Raw genomic sequence first — 20,796 nt, 5'->3', positions numbered from 1 at the left:
AGGGTGCTATAAACCCGTTTTGAAATAGAATTTTAAAACTTTAAGCGCTTGCTGTCAATACAATAGAAATTGGAGGGAAAATAAATATAGAAGAAGTAATTGAAATTAGATCTAGTAGTGATTATAGAAGGTTTTTTATGAAAATGAGAGGCAGAAATCGATAAAAATCGGTTCAAGGGTAGAAATATGTTAAAATTTCGGTCATTTTGCCCAAACTTTTTTCTCTGCTACTAGGCTGGAATCACCATAAAACCTATATTTGCAGCCTAAATTTTTAAATATAATGAAAGAACTAATTGAAAAAATCAACGCAGAATTTGAAGCGTTTACTACTGAGGCAAACCAACAAGCGGAAAAAGGGAACAAAGCAGCTGGTACAAGAGCTCGTAAAGCAGCTTTAGAATTAAGCAAATTGTTCAAGGATTTCAGAAAAGTTTCTGTAGAAGAATCTAAGAAGTAATTCAACCTTTAACCGGCTTTTGTAGCCGGTTTTTTTATGCCCGTACCGTAACCTGCTACCTATAATGCCCGCAATTCTCAAACCTCAAACATTTCAGCTAAAAATGGAGGGCCTGAAATAAATTCATTCTCATTGATCTCATTTTTTGTTCAAATATTAAATTTTCTCTTGCAGAGTGGTTGTCATTCGTATAATTTGTATTTTAGGAATATCAATTACACGAAATATAATGAAGCATTCCCATTTGCTGTTTATTCTGTTTTTTAATTTCTTTTCAGCCCAAAAACTTCAGGTAGTAGATTCTGAAAATGGAAAACCGATTCCCAATGCAAGAATCATTTTACAGAATCAGATTGTTTATACTAATGAAGAGGGGCTTGCACCCGTGGATCAAAGCTCAATAAACTTTGAGGTCTCAGCATCGGGATTCCGGAAGGTAACAATTCAGGAATTTTACTCTCCGGTAAAGCTTAAGAGAGGCTATAAAAAAATTGATGAAGTAAAACTGATAAAAGTAGATCTGAAAGATATATTTGAAGATGTTGCCGCCAATTACAAAAAAAGATATTATACTGAACCCTCTCTTTATGATGTTATTTATAAAGAAAAAAGGAGTGATAATAATCAAATACATTTTTTAGTCATTGCAGAAACCAAGTTATGGAGCAAAACTAATTTTTACAACCATAACAGGTCTTTCGACAACAACCTTCAAATGCAGCTGAATAATGTGAAATATTTTAAAGATCTAAAGTCAGATAGCATGTTTGTAAAGGGAATAAAGAATTTCTCTAAAGAATATATGGGAAACTATTTCTTTAATTTTGAACTGAACAGAGCATTGACTCATATAAAAAACAAGGCATCAAAATATTCCGGATGGATTTTTTTTGAGCAGGGTGATGAGCAGTTAATCACATTTAATATCAAGTCTGGAGTAGGAATCGAGATGAAAGGAGAAATGAAATACAATAAGGCTGATAAGGTGATTACCTACTTTGAAATTCATTATCTGCAGGATCAATATCCGATCGTTAAAAGAAGAACAGGAAGTGGGGAAGAGTTTGATTATCAATTGGGAAATGCAATACTTACTTTTGATTTTTACAAAAACGGAGGGGTGTACGTTCCTGCCATGAGCAGAATTGAAGCCAATAAATACATTGCTTATTATAAAGGAATAAAACATGAACGGAAAATCAGCAGAGAACTTATTTACAATACTTTTAAGAAATCAGATGAGAAGGGGTTAGCTCCCAGGGTAGATTTTAGTAAAGACATCTGGGATAATATTTCAGTAAAGGAAAATAAAAATAATACGATTTTACTTACCAGGGAAGAACAGGTTTTTGTTGATAAAAAGTTACCGGATTTCTAAGTAAAATAGATAGAGGATGTTTTGCTTCTAAATGAATAGATATGGATTATTATTTCTTTTTCTTAAAAAATGAGCTTGAATGCTTATGCCTAAAGACTTTTTTGCTGTAATTCCTTTACCATCTCCTCAATTTCCTTTATCTTTAAGGCAATCAATATACATTATGAGGATAAATAGATTTTTTGCAGTACCGGCTGTAATGCTGGCTGCCCAATTTTCATGGGCTCAGGTAAAGGTAGATCCAAAAGAAAACCTTAACCCAATCGTAAAAAGTTTTGTAGAGGAGGTAAACAACAATTCCCAGCTTGAAGGGATGGCCTATGAGCTTCTGGATGGGATAGGGCCACGTCTTGTGGGAACTCCGGAAATGCTTGCCGCTAATGAGTGGAGTGCCGAAAAACTACGTTCATGGGGAATAGAGGCCAGTCTTCAACAGTTCGGAACCTGGAAAGGATGGCAGAGAGGAACTACTCATGTGGATATGGTATTTCCAAGAGTAAAGTCTTTATCAGCAACACAGCTGGCGTGGAGCCCTGCTACCAGAAAAGCTGTTGAGGCTGAGGTAGTCATTCTTCCAAAAGTATCATCCAAAGCAGAATTTGACAAATGGCTTCCTTCTGTAAAAGGAAAGATTGTGCTGATGGCTCAATACCAGAAGATAGGACGTTCAGATGAGCAGATCAAGGAGTTCGCAACCCCTGAACTGTATGAAAAACTTAAAGCTGAAAAAGAGCAGGCAACCAAAGATTTTACGGCTTATGTGAAGAATATTGGATATGATAACAATACCCTTCCTGAGGCGCTTGAAAATGCAGGAGCTGCAGGAATTGCCATTTCAAACTGGACCGGAATTATGGGAGCAAACAGGATCTTCGGAGCAAAGACATCTAAAATTCCAATGATAGATATTGATGTGGAAGACTACGGGATGCTTTACAGGATGGCTGAAAAAGGGGCACAACCAAAAATTAAAATAGACGCTCAGTCCAAAGTGCTTCCTGAAGCCAAAAGCTTTAATACAATAGGAATGATTAAAGGTAAGGAAAAGCCGGATGAATATGTAATTCTTTCCGCTCATTTAGATTCGTGGGATGGGGCGCAGGGAGCTACAGACAATGGAACCGGAACCCTTACAATGCTTGAAGCTATGAGGATTCTTAAAAAGTATTATCCAAATAACAAAAGAACTATTGTTATTGGGCTTTGGGGAAGTGAAGAGCAGGGGCTGAACGGTTCAAGAGGCTTTGTAGCAGATAATCCTCACATTATAAAAGGAACGCAGGCGGCCTTCAATCAGGATAATGGAACCGGGCGTGTTATCAATATCAGTGGCCAGGGATTTGTAAAAGCATATGATTATATCGGAAAATGGCTTGATGGGGTTCCAAAAGCTGTAAGAAGTCACATTAAGACAGACTTTCCCGGAATGCCGGGTGGTGGAGGATCAGATCATGCTTCATTTGTAGCAGCAGGAGTACCGGGATTCTCGTTAGGTTCTTTGAACTGGGGCTATTTCGGGTATACGTGGCATACTACAAAAGATACTTATGACAAAATTGTTTTTGATGAGGTGAAGAATAATGTGATCTTAACAGCTGCACTGGCATATATGGCTTCCGAGGATCCTGAATTTACCAACCGGGAAAAAAGGGTGATGCCTAAAGATGATAAAGGAAATACAATGCAATGGCCGGAAGTAAAAGAACCTAAAAGAAGTTCTAAAGATTATAAATGATAAAATTTCTATCGGGATTAGAATTTTTATTGTGAAAGGTAAAAATAAATCCGGCTTACAAAACTGTAAGCCGGATTTTCTTTAAATATATTTTTTTAAATCAGAGAATACCGAAATCTTCGTTTCCAGCTGATGGATAAGCTTTCCAAAACCATATTCACAGAAGATAAATGGTAAATTGTTGGAGGCGGCAGAATCATAATCTGTCTGCGTATCCCCAATGTATACAGAATTTTCGATGGATAAACCATTTCTTTCCATAAGGAGCTGTATATTTTCTGCCTTATGTTTTTGAGTCCGCCCATGGGATTCAAAGTCTGCAAAAAGATTCTCAAATTGATAATATTCTAAAAAAGATTCAATATAACCGTTCTGACAATTGCTTACAATGAAAAGGTTGTGGGTATGGGTAAGGCTTTTCAACGTTTCTTCAACACCAGGATAAAGAATGCCCCCTTGTACTCCTAATACCTCGTTCTCCCGGGTTACAACCTCTGAAAGAAGTTCCTGAATCTGTAGGTCTGAAATTCCGGGAAGCATATCCTTCAGAATATCATGAGCCAATAAACCCATATACTGATTCATATCCTCAGGTTTAAGTTCCTGTTGTATCAATTGATGCTTGCTTAAAACATCATTCCATATTTTGATGATTGTTGCTCTGGAGTCCCATAAGGTTCCATCCAGATCGAAAATTAAATTTTTATAATTCAACGTATTTTCTGTTTAATTGGTGAAAAAATATGTTTTTACTTTATAACTAAATATCCTGAAGCAAAGTTCAGCTTAACAGTCTTAAAAATTTAAAAAATCTAAGGTTAAAATATAGCATCCTTATAAAATCATACTCAATTGTACTCTTTTTCTTGCTTCATCTACTTCCGTTACTTTTACTCTTACATGCTGATGCAGCTTAACCACTTCATTCACATCAGATACAAATCCGTCTTTCAGTTGTGAAATATGGACCAGTCCGCTTTCTTTGATCCCAAGATCCACAAAACATCCGAAAGCTGTAATATTGTTGACAATTCCCGGAAGAATCATACCTGCTTTCAGGTCTTTAATGCTTTTTACATGAGGATCGAATTCGAATACTTTAGCCGCTTTCCTTGGGTCCAGACCGGGTTTTTCAAGCTCTTTAAGGATATCTTTGATTCCCAGGATTCCAATGTCTCCGGTGATATAATCTTCCGGCTTTATCAGAGCAATTTTTTCTTTATTGGCTATCAGTTCAAGGGTTTTAATGCCCAGATCTCTGGCCATTTTCTCTACTATTCCATACGCTTCAGGGTGAACGGCAGAATTATCCAATGGATTTTTTGAATTGGAAACTCTTACAAATGCAGCAGCCTGCTGGAAAGCCTTTTCTCCAAGCCTTGGAACCTTTTTAAGCTGTTTTCTGTCCTCAAAAGCTCCATTTTCAGCGCGGTAATTCACAATGTTTTCCGCCATTTTCTCTCCAATTCCGGAAACATAGCTTAAAAGTGATTTACTGGCTGTATTTAAATTGATACCTACAGAATTCACACATTTCATTACTGTAGAATCCAGTTCATTCTTCAGTTGGGTCTGATCTACATCATGCTGATACTGTCCGACACCAATAGATTTCGGATCAATTTTTACCAGTTCAGCCAACGGGTCAGAAAGTCTTCTTCCAATAGAAACAGCACCACGTACTGTTACGTCATAGCTCGGAAATTCATCCCTGGCAATTTTACTTGCAGAATAAACAGAGGCTCCTGCTTCCGAAACCACAAAAACCTGTAAAGGCTTATCAAAAGCAATTTTCTTGATGAAAAATTCAGTCTCACGGCTGGCTGTTCCGTTTCCGATAGAAATGGCTTCAATATGGTAAGCATTCACCATAGAGCGGATTTTTTTCATCGCCATTCCGGATTCATTCTGAGGAGCGTGAGGGTAGAGGGTTTCATTATGAAGCAGATCTCCCTTTTCATCCAGGCAAACTACTTTGCAGCCGCTCCTGTAACCCGGATCAATTGCAAGGATTCTTTTTTCACCCAGAGGCGGAGCCAAAAGCAGCTGACTTAGATTTTCAGAGAAGATCTCAATTGCTTTTTTATCTGCTTTTTCTTTAGCTTCCTGTAAAGCTTCATTAGAAATGGCAGGCTCCAGAAGTCTTTTATAACTGTCTTTTATGGCTAAAGAAATCTGCCCGGAACTTTCGTTATTAGATTTAATGATCGCTTTTTCAATAAAATCAATCGCTTCTTCCTTGTCAATTCCCACATTGGTTTTCACAAACCCTTCCGCTTCTGCTCTCAGCATAGCCAAAAGTCTGTGAGAAGGTATTCTGCTGAGGCTCTCTTCCCATTCAAAATACTGGGAGAACTTCTGAGCATCTTCTTCATCTTTTTTAGCCTTTACCACTTTAGAAGTAACAACAGCCTTACGTTGGAATAGACGTCGCAGGTTCTTACGGACATACATGTTTTCATTGATCCATTCAGCCATAATATCTCTGGCTCCCTGAAGTGCGTCTTCCTCAGAAGGGACTTCATTACTAAGGTATTTTGAAGCCAGAAACTGAACGTCATTGTTCTTCTGGCTCATAATGATCTTCGCTAAAGGCTCCAATCCTTTTTCTTTTGCTGCATCAGCTTTGGTTTTTTTACGCTTCTTAAAAGGAAGGTATAGGTCTTCCAGTTCCTGGATATCAAAGCTTTCCTCAATTCTTTGCTGGAAATCAGGAGTTAAGCCCCCTTGTTCTTCTATAGATTTTAAAATAGATTCTTTTCTCTTTACAATCTCTTCAAACTGCTTGCTGATCTTTGAAATCTGTTCAATCTGGGTCTCATCCAGGTTTCCGGTTTTATCTTTCCTGTACCGCGAGATAAAAGGAATGGTGCAGTCTTCAGCTAATAATTGTAAAGTATTGTTGATGCTCTTCTCAGAAATATCGAGCTGCTTTTGTATAAATTCTACGGTCGTCATTGTTCTGTTTTCGGATAGCTAAAATAAGGTTTTGGATGGAAAATAAAGTGGAATTTATATAATTTAATACATATGATGCTTAATTTATTATTTATTTTAAATCCGTTTACGATTCAATAACCTAATGTTGTATATATAATTAATTTCTTATATTTGCAATTAGAATTTACATGATTCAATAACTTACTTCATTAGGCTGATTGAATCGGTTGTGAATTGCTTTCAAATTTTTAAGATTGATAACCTCCATAAGTTTGGAGATGGATAAAACGAAAAATCCCTTGATGCTGCAACATCAAAGGGATTGTAACTTAGAATTAAATGTTTAATTTTTTAAATTGATTAAAATGGATTTAAAAAATCTTATTTGCTTTCGCTCATTTAAGCATTGGCGAAGCAAAAAGATAGTTCATCTATCTAAGCCTTTCTGTTTTTATTGCAAAAAACGTAAATAAAAACAATTTCAATTGGGCAGTTTTTTTTAGCTGCCTAATTGTTTTGCAAATATACTAAAATTGTATGATTTGTTATAAAATAAAGAAGGCGAGTTACCCCGCCTTAAATGTTTTCACAACGGAATAATCCTTATTGTGAATTGCTTTCAAAATTATTGATACAAATATAAAATAAAATTTCTTTGAATGGTTTACGGAAAACCTCATTTTTAATAATTTTTTTCTTCCTATTTTTATTTACTTCAAAAAACTGATACTTATGATTAAAAATATACTTGGACTGGACTTGGGAGTTTCATCAATTGGCTGGGCTTACGTTCAGGAGGATTCTAAAAATTCTGAAAACAATAAAATTATCAAATTAGGGGTTCGAGTAAATCCATTAACTGTTGATGAACAGTTGAATTTTGAAAAAGGAAAACCGATTACAACTAATGCAGGAAGAACTTTAGCCAGAAGTGCGAGAAGAAATCTTCAACGGTTTAAGTTAAGAAGAGTCAACCTTATTGATGTTTTAAAGAAAAATAATATTCTTAAAGAATCTGACTTACTTGCCGAAGTTGGCAAAAATTCAACATTTCAGACTCAGGAATTAAGAGCAAAGGCAGCAAAAGAAAAAATAGAACTTTCAGAATTCGCCAGAGTTTTGCTTCTTATCAATAAAAAAAGAGGGTATAAAAGCAGCCGCAAAGCTAAAAATGAAGATGAAGGGCAGATTATAGACGGAATGGCTGTTGCCAAAAAATTGTATGAAGAGAATATAACACCCGGAGAATATTCATATCAACTTTTGCAGCAGGGAAAAAAACAATTGCCGGATTTTTACCGTTCAGATTTACAGGCTGAATTTGATAAAGTATGGAATTTTCAGAAACAATATTATTCAGAGATCTTAACCGATGATCTTTATAAAGAATTACAAGGCAAAAATAAAAATGCAACTTGGGCAATTCTGAAAGAACCATTTTCTCTCGTTGGAATTAAGCAAATCGGAACAATGCAGGAAAAAAAAGTTGAAAAATACTTTTGGAGAAGCGAAGCGGTAAAGAAACAATTGGATTTTGAAAGTTTAGCTGTAGTATTTCAGGAAATTAACAGCAATCTGAATAATTCTAGCGGCTATTTAGGAGCGATTAGTGATCGAAGTAAAGAGCTTTATTTTCATAATCAAACGGTTGGAGAATATTTATTTCAACAGTTGAAAGCAAACCCTCATACAAAGCTTAAAAATCAGGTTTTCTACAGACAGGATTACTTAGATGAATTTGAGAAGATATGGGAAACTCAATCAAAATATTATAAAGAATTAACGAAAGAATTAAAGGAAGAAATTCGGGATATTATCATTTTCTATCAGAGGAAGCTCAAATCACAGAAAGGTTTAATCAGTATCTGTGAGTTTGAAAACAGGGAAATTGAAGTAACAGAAAATGGAAAAACAAAAAAGAAAACTGTTGGGCTAAAAGTGGCACCGAAATCGTCTCCCTTGTTTCAGGAGTTTAAAATATGGCAGGTTCTGAATAATTTACAATTTCAAAATGTAGATACAAAGGAAATATTCCCAATAGATTTAGATTTCAAGCAATCTATTTTTGATGAAGTTAATATAAAAGGAAAACTTTCTGCAAAAGATGTTTTAGATCTTGTTGGATATTCAGGAAAAGAATGGAAAACTAATTTCAAAGAGATTGAAGGAAATTATACCAATGAAAATTTATATTCTGCTTTTCTAAAGATTATTGCCAGTGAAGGAACAGAATTCCCAAAAGAATTTAAATTGACCATTGATGACGAAATTAAAGTTTCTAAAGTAAATGCTTCTGCAGAAATTATAAAATTATTTGTCAGAGAAAAGTTTTCAGGATTAGGAATTGATACATCTATTCTGGATTTTAATCCGGAGTTGGAAGGAAATGATTTTGAAAAACAAGCTTCTTACCAACTGTGGCATTTACTATATTCCTATGAAGGTGATGATTCTCCTTCCGGAAACGAAAAATTATATGAATTATTGGAGAGGAAATTTGGATTTAAAAAAGAGCATTCCAAAATATTAGCTGAAATTGGTTTTTCTCAGGATTATGGAAGTTTAAGCTCTAAGGCAATGCGAAAGATTATTACTCATTTAAAAGCTGGATTTTCATATGGAGGAAGAAAGGAGAGACCTAATGAACCAAGTGCTTGTGAATTTGCAGGTTATGGAAGTCATTCTAAAAATTCTTTGACCAAAGAGCAATTGGAGAACCGGATTTTGAAAGAACAATTGGATATTCTTCCTAAAAATTCTTTACGAAATCCTGTAGTTGAAAAGATTTTGAATCAGATGATTAATCTTGTGAATGAAGTTTCAAAGGAATACGGAAGACCTGATGAAATAAGAATAGAATTGGCGCGAGAACTCAAACTTAATGCAGAAGAACGCGCTACGATGACTTCTGAAATTAACAAAGCGACTATACAGCACCAGAAATATGCGGAAGTTTTGCAAAGAGAATTTGGGATAAAAAGTCCTTCAAGAAATGATATCATCCGATATAAATTATATCTGGAATTGGCAAATAACGGTTTTAAAGATCTATACACAGATGTAAAAATTGAACGGGAAAATTTATTTACTGAGAAATATGATATTGACCATATCATACCTCAATCCCGATTTTTTGACGATAGTTTCTCCAATAAAGTCTTAGTTCCGAGAAGTGCTAATCTTAAAAAAGGAAATTTTACGGCTTTCGACTATCTTGAAAATGAAGGAAAAGAAAAATTGGAGAAATTTCTTAATGTCATAAAAGATCTTTATGATAAAGGTATTATAACCAAAGCAAAATATGAAAAGCTACAGAAAAAAGGTTCTGAAATAGGGGAAGGATTCATTGAAAGAGATTTAAGAAATACGCAATATATTGCTAAAAAATCTAAAGAAATCCTTTTTGGAATTACTAATTCTGTGGTTTCCACTTCGGGAAGAATTACCGATAAACTTCGGGAAGACTGGAATCTCGTCAACACAATGAAAGAACTTAATCTTGAAAAGTACAGAAAATTAGGTTTGACGGAATTAATTGCAAATTCCAAAGGAGAGGAAAAAGAAAGAATCATTGATTGGACGAAGAGAAACGACCATCGTCATCACGCAATGGATGCTTTAACGGTTGCTTTTACCACACATAATCATATTCAGTATTTAAATTATTTAAATGCAAGAAAAAATGAGGAACATAAAGAGCATAAAATAATTACAAATATTGAAAATAATATTACAGAAGTTCTTGAAAAGAAAAACGGTTCCAAGGAAAGAAGATTCAAAGAGCCTGTTAAAAATCTTAGAACAGAAGCCAAGAAGCACTTGGATGAAATATTAATTTCTCATAAAGCTAAAAATAAAGTAGTAACCAAAAACATTAATAGAATTAAGAAAAAAGGAAGTGTAATTGCAAAAACAGAGCTGACTCCGAGAGGACAGCTTCATAAAGAAACAATTTATGGAAGTTCGAAATTTCTTAAAACAAAAGAAGAAAAAATATCTGGAAAATTTGATTTAGAGACGATTCAGAAAGTTCAAAATGAAAAATACAGAAATGCTCTTCTAAAAAGATTACAGGAGTTTGGCGGAGATTCTAAAAAAGCATTCACTGGGAAAAATATTATTTCTAAAAATCCAATATTTCTTAATGCTGAAAAAACGGAGCAATTACCTGAAACCGTAACTTTAGCCTGGTATGAAACAGGTTATACCATCAGGAAAGTTGTTAATCCGGATAATTTTAAAGATTTCAAAAATATTGAAAAAGTTATTGATAAAGAAGTTCGTGATATTCTAACTGAAAGATTAAAAGAATTTAACGGAAACTCTAAAGAAGCCTTTTCAGATTTGGAAAAGAATCCGATCTGGCTTAACAAATCAAAAGGAATTTCAATAAAGACGGTTACTATTACAGGAATTAATAATGCCGAAGCCTTGCATTACAAAAAAGATCACTTAGGAAAAGACATTTTAGACGAAAACGGTCAAAGAATAGCCGCTGATTTCGTGAGTACAGGAAATAATCATCATGTTGCAATTTATGAAGATGAAAAAGGCAATCTACAGGAGAAAATTGTGAGTTTTTATGAAGCTGTAGAAAGAGTGAATCAGAATTTACAGGTTATTGATAAAGAATATAATTCTCAATTAGGCTGGAAATTTTTATTTACAATGAAACAGAATGAAATGTTTTTATTTCCATCAGAAGATTTTGATCCTAAAGAAGTGGATTTATCTGATGATAAGAATCTGAGCTTAATTTCAAAACATCTGTTCAGGGTGCAGAAAATTGCAACAAAAGACTATTTCTTTAGACATCATTTAGAAACTACGGTTGAAGATAATTCTGTGTTGAAAGGTATTACCTGGAGAAGGGAAGGATTAAGTGGATTAAAAGGCATTTTGAAGGTCCGTTTAAATCACTTGGGAAGAATAGTTCAAGTAGGACAATATTAAAACTTTTATAACATGATCACCCGCTCCATCTACATCGGCAATCCAGCTTACCTTAAGCTCAAAGACGAGCAGATGAAGATTCTCTGTCCGGAAACCAAAACGGAAAAGGGGAGTGTCCCTGTGGAAGATTTAGGCTTACTGATGCTGGATCATTATCAGATTACTATTTCCCATAATCTCATCCAGAAAATGATGGGAAATAACGTGGTGGTCATTAGTTGTGATGCTCATCATTTGCCTCACGGAATAATGCTTCCACTGTATGGGCATACCGAACATTCCGACCGGGTAAAAGATCAGTTGGAAGCAAGTGAACCATTAAAAAAGCAGCTTTGGAAGCAAACCGTGGAATGTAAAATTGAAAACCAGAAAAATGTTCTGATGAAATTGGAAAACTATTATGAACCGATGGTTGAATACCAAAAAAATGTAAAGTCTGGGGATATAACCAATATGGAAGGTATTGCAGCTCAGCATTACTGGAAATATCTGATCAGCCTTGATTTTTTGAGACAGCGTTTTGGAGAATCACCCAATCAGTTCTTTAATTTCGGGTATGCGGTTCTCAGAAGTATTGTCGCCAGAGCTATTGTGGAAACTGGATTACTGCCTGTTCTTGGAATTTTTCATAAAAATAAATACAATCCCTACTGTCTTGCCGATGACCTAATGGAACCTTACCGCCCGTTTATTGATTTACTGGTGATGCAGTGGCTGAAAATTTATCCTGATACAGAAGAACTGACGAAGGAATTTAAAGCTCATATTTTGCAGGTTGCTACCAAAGATGTACGCATCGACGATAAAACGAGGCCACTGCTGGTTGCTGTTAAAACAACAGCTTCGTCGCTTTACAAATGCTATACTGGTGAAAAAAGATTGATTTCTTATCCTGAACTGATATGAATGCCGAAAGGTTTAATGCATACCGGATTATGTGGGTTTTAGTATTGAAAGCAATTCACAACCGGGGGTATCGCAGTAACATTGCCAAAAAAGCTGTGACTAATCACGAAGATAATAATTTTTGAAACTTCTTATATAAAAAATCCCTCTAATTTGAGGGATCTCATTGTATTAGATAGGAACGCAATAACAATTACAAGCTGCGTCTGGCTCTGGTCCGCAAATTCCAACGGCATCGCAAATCAGCATGTATTGTGGCTGGCAAATACCATCTCTGTTACCTCCGCCATTTACTTTTTTTAATTGATCTCTGGAGATTTTTTTGAATTTTTTCATAGTATAGTTTTAATTTGTAACGGCTAAATATATAAATTATTCTTGGTTCTGGGATTTAACATAAAATATTTTACTTGAATATTGTAAAAGGCTGATGAAAATTTATGATATGGAAAGACATAATATATAATGATGAAATAAATCGTTTCAGTTCTCGTTTATTTTACACCATGTTATAATTCCTAACGTTGGTAGAAAAAATTACATTTCTTGATGTATGATAAGGAAAGGCCCATATGGTTTTTCTATTTTTGTATCCGAAAAACAAATAAACTTTTTAAACAGTTCAATAATATGAAAAAAATTAGCGTAATTGCATTAGTGGCAGTAGGATTAATGGCTGCATCATGTACCAATAAAGAAAAAACAGATACATCAGTAGCTACAGAGCAGACAGTTGCTGAAGGTAAAGGTGAAGCACTAACAGTAGATACTGCAGCTTCTGTAGTAAACTGGAAAGCTTTCCACAAAGGAGGTTTTGCACCTCGTTGGGGAACTCTTAATGTAAAATCCGGAGACCTGAATATTGAAGGTGGACAATTGGTAGCCGGAAACTTCAATATCGATATGACTTCTATTAAAGTTGACCCTGCATCAGTAACTGAAAAAGATAAAAAACCAGCAGATCTTGAAGCTCACCTTAAAAATCCTGATTTCTTTGATGTAGCTAAAAATCCAACATCAGATTTCAAAATTACAAGCGTAGCAGACCTGAAAGAAGCACCGAAAGATGCTGTAGCAGGAGCTAACAAAACCGTAAGCGGAAACCTTACATTAATGGGAAAAACAATGAATGTAACTTTCCCTGCTAAAGTAGATGTAGCAGATAATACTGCTGCTATTCAGGCTAAATTTACCGTAAACAGAACAGACTGGGGAATCAAATTCGGAACTTCTGAAGCAGATCCTGCAGAATGGATGATCAGCAAAGACATCGAAATTGCTATCGATGTAAAAGCTAAAAAATAAGTTAATCAACTTTTTAATAATATTGAGCTGTCTTATTCAAGGCAGCTCTTTTTGATGAATAAGTCTTCTTTATTGTTTAGTCTGTTGAATCTATTTTGTGTTTATTTTTAACCTTTTTTAGGAATTTATAACGTTCTTGCGGCATTATTTTTTCTTTCCATTAAAGATAACACCCAAAATCATAATATCATGTCAAAGAAAATTGCAATTCTGGCCACTAACGGCTTCGAGGAAAGTGAACTTCAATCACCAAAGGAGTATTTGGAACAGCAGGGATGGACAGCTCATATTGTAAGTCCTGAAGCTGGAACCATCAGGTCATGGGCAGAAAAAGACTGGGGAAAAGATTACCATGTTGATAAAACACTGGATGAAGTAACCGCTTCTGAATATGATGCTTTAGTTTTACCCGGCGGTGTCATCAATCCTGATCAACTAAGGACAAACGGACAAGCCCTGTCATTTGTGAGAGATTTTTTTATACAGAATAAACCTGTTGCGGCAATATGTCACGGCCCCCAGGTACTAATCAATGCAAAAGTGGTTAATGGAAGAAATATGACCTCTGTGAAATCTATCAGTAAAGACCTTATTAATGCAGGAGCCCATTGGGAAGATAAAGAAGTAGTAGTTGATAATGGCCTTGTCACAAGCAGAACTCCAAAAGATCTCCCTGCTTTTAATGCTAAAATGGTGGAAGAATTTAAAGAAGGAAAGCATGCAGGACAAGCTTTATAGCATGTATTTAAAACATAAAAGCCCGGAATTTTATAATTCCGGGCTTTTTATATTTTTTAAGATTTCTTATTTTAAAAACGGATCAGTTAAAGATCCATGAATTCTGAATACGCACGCAATATTCACTTCCAAGATATAGCGGGTTACCATGTTTTTCAGACCAGAAGCCATCCAGAATATCCTGGCTCAGACAACGGTATACAGCAACACCTTTATAGATTTTTTGGTCATCACCTTCATAGTTGAAGTTAAGCACCAAAATACGGTCTTTATAGAATCCCGTTCCGTTCTGGATATGATCCCCGATGATCCATCGGGCAATAATGCGGGCATTCTCATCAACCGATAAAATTAATGTGCCGTGGTAGGAAACCTGTTCAGATGCTTCCTGGTTACTCCCTTTAATAGAATAGCTTCCGGCTAAATCATGTACTGTCATCGATTCATTTTTATGGATGGCAAATTTAGAAAATCTTATTCTGAAAAGTATAATAAAATATGACGTAGACCAGCAGGCAATGACCAGAGAATTTTTTCATATATAAATTATGCATTACTTTTGCAGCAAATTAACCGTAGAATGATTCCTTTTCTGTTGATCGCTAACTTTATTACCTTTGGAGTTTTTGGATTTGATAAATTACAGGCCAAAAGACAGCAGTGGCGGGTTTCTGAGAATGCTCTTTTAGGTCTTTCATTAATTGGAATTATTGGCGCAGCCTCCGGGATGATTGTCTTTAACCATAAGGTTTCCAAAAAATCTTTCCTGGTGAAGTTTTTCCTGGTGGTTCTTATTGATGTTATATTGTTTTACCGTTTGATCAGACATTAATTTTTTAGAAGTTGCTGATCGTTAGTTATTAATAATACCAAAAGGCTTCCAAGTATTTGTTACATCGGTTGTGTTAACCCATCCAATTGGCTTATCAGCAGTGGGATTTGTATTCAGAATAATATCACCCCGTTTCCATTCCGGAGAGGAAACCGGAGGATAATGATCTGCATAGGTAATTTTTAGTTTACCCAGATAAAGAGCATCATTGGCATTTTGATAATAGACCGTTCCCAGGTTGTCGTTGGTAATAAAATTTCCTATAATATTAGGATTGATCTCAGACAGGCACTTATTATGTGTAATTGTTGTCTGTAATCCCGGATCTGCCTTGATATCACATACTTTGAAATTTTTAATTGAATTTCCCCTTACATCATCATAAAGAGATCCCTTTCCAACAATATTAATCCCAATGGAGATATCATCCTGTTTTTGGTGGTTGTAGATTAATATATCATTGTCAATAATTTTATTTCCTCTTGTAAATAAAGAATTATTGATATCATTGGCTAAATAAACTCCGTATCCTGGATGAGAAAGGGCGATGTAATTGCTGTTAATATTCCAATTATAGCTTTCTTCTGCAATCACAATACCTATATGTCTGCAGAAATCAATCATGCTGTTGAATACATTAACGTGAGAGGTCTTTTCAGCATAAATTCCTTCATATACATTAAAAATAAAAGTGTCAATAATCCTCCAGCCTTCTTTCGGTGCGCTTCCTTCAAACCATATTCCGCGACTGTCAGGGATATCATAAGCTTCATGGATGGAAATGGACGTATTGTTGGAAATTTCATTGTTAACAGATAATCCTTTAACCAGAATTCCTGTCTGGCAGTTTTCTGTTTTTACTGTCTGAATTTGTGAAGACCAGAGGTAATTCACCTCCAAAGCAGTTTGATATCCCCTTATTTGAAGATCTCTGAATAAGATGTCATACATGTGGCTATCTGAAGTTCCGTTGACTCTGATTCCGGTAAAATGATTAGGCGAAGTTGTATGCCAGACAATATTGTAGATTCCAAAACCCTCCAGTACCACTCCGGATGTGTTGATATTGATTCCGTCATTATTATGGGTGATAAGGAAAGGAGGAAAGCTAACCTGGCTTTTTGTAGAGGAACCGGTAATTTTTATCGCTTTATTGATTTGTAATGGTTTATAAAGCATATACCTCTTGTTGTCCAGATGCAAAACCTGACCAATTTCCATTTCGTTAATTAATTGCTGGATCTTATCCGAATCATCTGAATTGCCATCTCCGGATGCACCTGTAATTTTTACGGAAATATCATTGGTGACAATCCTTTTATAATAAGCTTTAGACTCATCACTGTTGGTTTTTGTCCAGTACAGATAACAGCCATTATCAGGAAGTGGAGTATTTTGCTTCTTTAAATTAACAAGTTCTCCACTGTTGTGATCAATCAGGGTAATAATTTCCTTATCTAATGCAGGGTCTTGAGAATCAATAAACTCTTTAATGGTAAGTAATCCTAAGTTGTTTGTCATTTTTGTTTGTTTTTAAAAGTTAATTATTGATCGTCGATAACCTTGTAGGATTATCACAAAAACAAAGGTAAAAGGGGAGGACGCCAGAACTTGACGCAACAAGTTTTTTTTGACTTTAGAAAAGAGAATTATCTAATTTTCTCATTATGAAATTGTTAAATATTGCATAAACTTTTTAATTAATTCATTTAAAATCACTATTTTTGCACCCGTAAAAATCCTATATGCAAAACATTAGAAATATTGCGATTATCGCACACGTTGACCACGGGAAGACGACTTTGGTTGACAAAATCATCCACGCAACCAACATTTTCAGAGAAAATCAGGAGAGTGGAGAATTAATTATGGATAACAATGATCTTGAAAGAGAAAGAGGGATCACCATCTTATCCAAGAATATTTCTGTTACTTATAAAGACACTAAAATTAACGTAATTGATACTCCTGGTCACGCGGATTTCGGTGGAGAAGTAGAGAGAGTATTAAAAATGGCTGACGGGGTTATCCTGTTAGTGGATGCGTTCGAAGGACCAATGCCACAAACAAGATTCGTACTTCAGAAAGCTTTGGAATTAGGATTGAGACCATTAGTGGTTATCAATAAAGTAGATAAACCAAACTGTCGCCCGGACGAAGTTCACGATCAGGTATTTGATTTATTCTTCAACCTTGAAGCTACTGAAGAACAGTTGGACTTCCCAACATTCTACGGTTCTTCCAAGCAAGGTTGGTTCAATACTTCATTAGAACAAACTGAAGATATTCTACCATTATTGGATGGTATTTTACAATATGTTCCTGCTCCAACTGTAACGGAGGGTAACCTTCAGATGCAGATTACTTCTCTTGATTACTCTTCTTTCTTAGGAAGAATTGCTATCGGAAAAGTAACAAGAGGAGAGATCAAAGAATCTCAATGGATTGGTTTAGCACAGGCTGACGGAAAAGTGTTGAAAGGTAAAGTAAAAGAACTTTATGTTTTCGAAGGATTAGGAAAGAAAAAAGTAACTGAAGTACAGGCAGGAGATATCTGTGCTGTAGTAGGTTTCGACGCTTTCCAGATCGGTGACTCTTTCGTAGATCTTGAAAACCCTGAACCATTGGAAAGAACGGCTATTGATGAGCCTACTCTGAACATGACGTTCTCTATCAACAATTCACCTTTCTTCGGTAAAGACGGTAAATATGTTACTTCTAACCACCTTAAAGAAAGATTAACTAAAGAATTAGAGAAAAACTTAGCATTAAGAGTTCAGCAGACGGACGATGCCAATACATTCCTTGTATTCGGTAGAGGTATTCTTCACTTATCAGTTTTGATCGAAACTATGAGAAGAGAAGGATATGAAATGACAATCGGTCAGCCACAGGTTATCCTGAGAGAAATTGACGGAGTTAGCTGTGAGCCTTATGAATCTTTAGTAGTTGACGTTCCTGAAGAATATGCATCAAGAGTTATCGACCTTGCAACTCAGAGAAAAGGTGACCTTCACATTATGGAAACCAAAGGAGAAATGCAGCACATGGAATTCGAAATTCCTTCAAGAGGTTTGATCGGATTGCGTTCTCAAATGTTAACAGCTACTGCAGGGGAAGCTATTATGGCTCACCGTTTCACAGAATATAAGCCTTTCAAAGGAGCTATTCCTGGAAGAAACAATGGGGTATTGATCAGCAAAACTACTGGTCCTGCTACTGAATATTCAATCAATAAACTACAGGATAGAGGTAAGTTCTTCGTTGATCCGGGTGAGGAAATCTACACAGGGATGATTATTGGGGAGCAGAACAAACCTGGTGACCTTGTTGTGAATATCGTAGAAGCAAAACAGCTGAACAACATGCGTGCGGCTGGAAAAGATAAAGATACAGGAGTTGCTCCGAAAATCTTATTCTCTCTGGAAGAATGTATGGAATACATCCAAGCTGATGAAGCTATTGAAGTTACTCCAAACTTCATCAGAATGAGAAAGAAAATCCTTTCTGAAGAAGAAAGAAAAAGAGTTGAAAGATCAGCGAAAGCTTAATAAATCCTGATTTACAATCAATATCATATAGAAAAGCCTCGAATTTTTCGAGGCTTTTTTTCTAAAGAATTGAAAAAATGTTTATTTTTTCAAAAGAATATCCGAAATATCAAATATAATTTAAAGTAGTTTTAAGGTTATGAAAATGAGTAAACTAAAACTTATCGTTTTATTGGGAGTTCTTGCATCTTACAGTACTTCATGTTCCACTCAGAACAATGTTACAAAGACACCTCCTGTTAAAAATACAACAAAACCTAACCCTAACAATAATACAACCCAGCCAAAACCGCCTGTAGCAGTAAAACCAGCCACAGGAAATTCAACAGACGAAACGTTCAGAACAAATCTTCCTGAGATTAAAAGAGAATTCCGTGGCGCATGGATTGCCAGCGTTGCCAATATCAACTGGCCTTCAAAAAATAATCTTACCGTAGAGCAGCAGAAAGCAGAAGCCATCAGTATGCTGGATATGCTGAAAGATAATAACTTTAATGCTGCTATTTTTCAGATAAGACCTTCTGCAGATGCTTTATACACAAGTAATATTGAACCATGGTCTTACTTCCTGACCGGAGAGACAGGCACAGGGCCTTATCCAAGCTATGATCCGCTGTTATTCTGGATTGAAGAAGCCCACAAAAGAGGATTGGAACTGCATGTTTGGTTAAATCCTTACCGTGCTCATCATACCAATGGTGGTACAGTAAATAAAATGTCAATGGCTAACAGAATGTCAGACATTGTAGTGAGATTAAAAAACGGAATGTATTGGTTTGATCCTGCTAATCCGAAAACACAGGACCATGTTTCCAATGTGGTAAAGGATATCGTAAAAAGATATGATATTGATGCTATTCACTTTGATGATTATTTTTATCCATATGCTACTTATAACAAAGGAGCTGACTTCCCGGATTATGCAACCTGGAGCGCTTATCAAAATAGCGGCGGAACTTTATCAAGAGCAGACTGGAGGAGAGACAACGTGAATAGATTTGTAGAACGTATTTATAAAGAGATTCACGCAGAAAAAAATAATGTAAAATTCGGGATCAGTCCGTTCGGAATCTGGAAACCGGGATATCCGGCAGGAATTGTAGGATCTTCCCAGTTTGATGAACTGTATGCGGATGCCAAATTATGGTTGAACAAAGGTTGGGTAGACTATTTTTCCCCACAATTGTATTGGCCGATTGATTCAAAAGGACAAGGTTTTGAAGCGTTGTTAAACTGGTGGCAATCAGAAAATACAATGAACCGTCACTTATGGCCAGGGTTAAATACGGTTGAGATTAAGACTTATGACCGCCCGACAGAAATTAAAAATCAGATTGAGATCTCAAGAAAGATCTTAAAGAATGATGCAGGTGAAATCCATTGGAGTATTGCTGGGTTAACCAGAAATCCGGGAATGCTTCCGGCTCTGAAAAACGGACCATACAGTGAAAAAGCATTAATTCCTAAATCCCCATGGATCAAAACAGTTCCTTTACAGACGCCAACTTTATTTATTGCTGATAACGGGAGCTATGCACAGACAAGATGGAGCTCAAAAAATGCTTCAGAGGTTTTCCAGTGGGTACTTTTCTCTCAGTATGACGGAGTTTGGGAAATTGAAATCTTACCGTTGGATACCCTTTTCAAAGATGTGCCTAAATTCAAAAATGGGAAAAAGCTGAATGCAGTAGCCATTAAAGCCATTGATAGGCTAGGAAACGAGAGTGATTATATGGCCAAAAAAGTCAAATAAAGAAAAAGTAATAATGGCGGGGTAAAAGCCATTAAATTTTCAAAATAAATGGGTTTAGCTTAAAGTTGAACCCTTTTTTATGGTATTATTTTAACCTTCATTCCGTGATATTCTCTGCTAAGTGCTAACGAGGCTGCTAAGGTATGACTCATAACCCTTTTATTTTAGAATAACTATAAATTATCATTTTAAAATAATGAAAATCAAAATGTTGTAAACTGAAAAATCTATTTTTAAGTAAAATA

The 20,796-nt window shown here is 35.5% G+C and carries 15 protein-coding genes; 10 read left to right on the top strand and 5 right to left on the bottom strand.

The features are described from left to right. Window positions 1-283: 283 nt before the first annotated feature. From EG339_RS19695 to EG339_RS19685, 3 genes are all read left to right on the top strand, one after another. Window positions 284-460, top strand: a complete 177-nt coding sequence (locus tag EG339_RS19695; RefSeq protein WP_027381692.1) for a histone H1 — start codon at window positions 284-286, stop codon at window positions 458-460. A 229-nt stretch (window positions 461-689) separates the two neighbouring features. Further along, window positions 690-1,838, top strand: coding sequence for a peptidase associated/transthyretin-like domain-containing protein (locus EG339_RS19690; RefSeq protein WP_123871601.1), 1,149 nt, complete (start codon window positions 690-692; stop codon window positions 1,836-1,838). Between the two features lie 163 nt (window positions 1,839-2,001). Next, window positions 2,002-3,573: a M20/M25/M40 family metallo-hydrolase gene (locus tag EG339_RS19685; protein ID WP_123871600.1), complete on the top strand. Its 1,572-nt coding sequence runs from the start codon at window positions 2,002-2,004 to the stop codon at window positions 3,571-3,573. 81 nt (window positions 3,574-3,654) lie between these two features. Here the strand turns inward: EG339_RS19685 and EG339_RS19680 are convergent, their stop codons facing one another. Both EG339_RS19680 and EG339_RS19675 read right to left on the bottom strand, forming a co-directional pair. Then, window positions 3,655-4,287: an HAD family hydrolase gene (locus EG339_RS19680; RefSeq protein ID WP_123871599.1), complete on the bottom strand. Its 633-nt coding sequence runs from the start codon at window positions 4,285-4,287 to the stop codon at window positions 3,655-3,657. A gap of 120 nt (window positions 4,288-4,407) precedes the next feature. After that, window positions 4,408-6,531, bottom strand: coding sequence for a Tex family protein (locus tag EG339_RS19675; protein WP_123871598.1), 2,124 nt, complete (start codon window positions 6,529-6,531; stop codon window positions 4,408-4,410). A gap of 717 nt (window positions 6,532-7,248) precedes the next feature. Here EG339_RS19675 and cas9 point away from each other — a divergent pair. Continuing rightward, on the top strand, window positions 7,249-11,466 hold the full coding sequence (gene cas9 / locus EG339_RS19670) for a type II CRISPR RNA-guided endonuclease Cas9 (protein WP_123872731.1): 4,218 nt from the start codon (window positions 7,249-7,251) through the stop codon (window positions 11,464-11,466). A 12-nt stretch (window positions 11,467-11,478) separates the two neighbouring features. Beyond that, window positions 11,479-12,372, top strand: coding sequence for a type II CRISPR-associated endonuclease Cas1 (gene cas1 / locus EG339_RS19665; protein ID WP_123871597.1), 894 nt, complete (start codon window positions 11,479-11,481; stop codon window positions 12,370-12,372). Between the two features lie 171 nt (window positions 12,373-12,543). Here cas1 and EG339_RS24355 read toward each other — a convergent pair whose 3' ends face one another. Continuing rightward, on the bottom strand, window positions 12,544-12,708 hold the full coding sequence (locus tag EG339_RS24355) for a bacteriocin-like protein (RefSeq protein WP_164465364.1): 165 nt from the start codon (window positions 12,706-12,708) through the stop codon (window positions 12,544-12,546). 294 nt (window positions 12,709-13,002) lie between these two features. Between EG339_RS24355 and EG339_RS19660 the strand changes: the two genes are divergently transcribed. After that, complete coding sequence (locus tag EG339_RS19660) at window positions 13,003-13,677, top strand: YceI family protein (RefSeq protein WP_123871596.1); 675 nt, start codon at window positions 13,003-13,005, stop codon at window positions 13,675-13,677. A gap of 189 nt (window positions 13,678-13,866) precedes the next feature. Continuing rightward, window positions 13,867-14,415 (top strand): type 1 glutamine amidotransferase domain-containing protein, encoded by a 549-nt coding sequence (locus tag EG339_RS19655; protein ID WP_123871595.1) that lies wholly within the window; start codon window positions 13,867-13,869, stop codon window positions 14,413-14,415. An 82-nt stretch (window positions 14,416-14,497) separates the two neighbouring features. On the opposite strand, the gene EG339_RS19650 is transcribed toward EG339_RS19655, so the two are convergent. After that, window positions 14,498-14,854, bottom strand: coding sequence for a hypothetical protein (locus EG339_RS19650; protein ID WP_123871594.1), 357 nt, complete (start codon window positions 14,852-14,854; stop codon window positions 14,498-14,500). A gap of 141 nt (window positions 14,855-14,995) precedes the next feature. Here EG339_RS19650 and EG339_RS19645 point away from each other — a divergent pair, with 141 nt between their 5' ends. Continuing rightward, window positions 14,996-15,247, top strand: a complete 252-nt coding sequence (locus tag EG339_RS19645; protein ID WP_123871593.1) for a DUF1294 domain-containing protein — start codon at window positions 14,996-14,998, stop codon at window positions 15,245-15,247. Window positions 15,248-15,268: 21 nt separating this feature from the next. Here EG339_RS19645 and EG339_RS19640 read toward each other — a convergent pair whose 3' ends face one another. Beyond that, complete coding sequence (locus tag EG339_RS19640; protein ID WP_123871592.1) at window positions 15,269-16,768, bottom strand: right-handed parallel beta-helix repeat-containing protein; 1,500 nt, start codon at window positions 16,766-16,768, stop codon at window positions 15,269-15,271. 224 nt (window positions 16,769-16,992) lie between these two features. Here EG339_RS19640 and typA point away from each other — a divergent pair, with 224 nt between their 5' ends. Together typA and EG339_RS19630 are read left to right on the top strand one after the other, a co-directional pair. Then, a complete protein-coding gene (gene typA, locus EG339_RS19635) occupies window positions 16,993-18,798 on the top strand; it encodes a translational GTPase TypA (protein WP_066693368.1) in 1,806 nt (601 codons plus the stop codon). A gap of 139 nt (window positions 18,799-18,937) precedes the next feature. Continuing rightward, a complete protein-coding gene (locus EG339_RS19630) occupies window positions 18,938-20,551 on the top strand; it encodes a glycoside hydrolase family 10 protein (protein ID WP_123871591.1) in 1,614 nt (537 codons plus the stop codon). The last annotated feature ends 245 nt before the right edge of the window (window positions 20,552-20,796 follow it).

It is taken from the genome of Chryseobacterium bernardetii (genome assembly GCF_003815975.1).
GTDB classification, from domain to species: domain Bacteria; phylum Bacteroidota; class Bacteroidia; order Flavobacteriales; family Weeksellaceae; genus Chryseobacterium; species Chryseobacterium bernardetii.
This window is presented reverse-complemented; position numbering and strand designations above follow the sequence as displayed.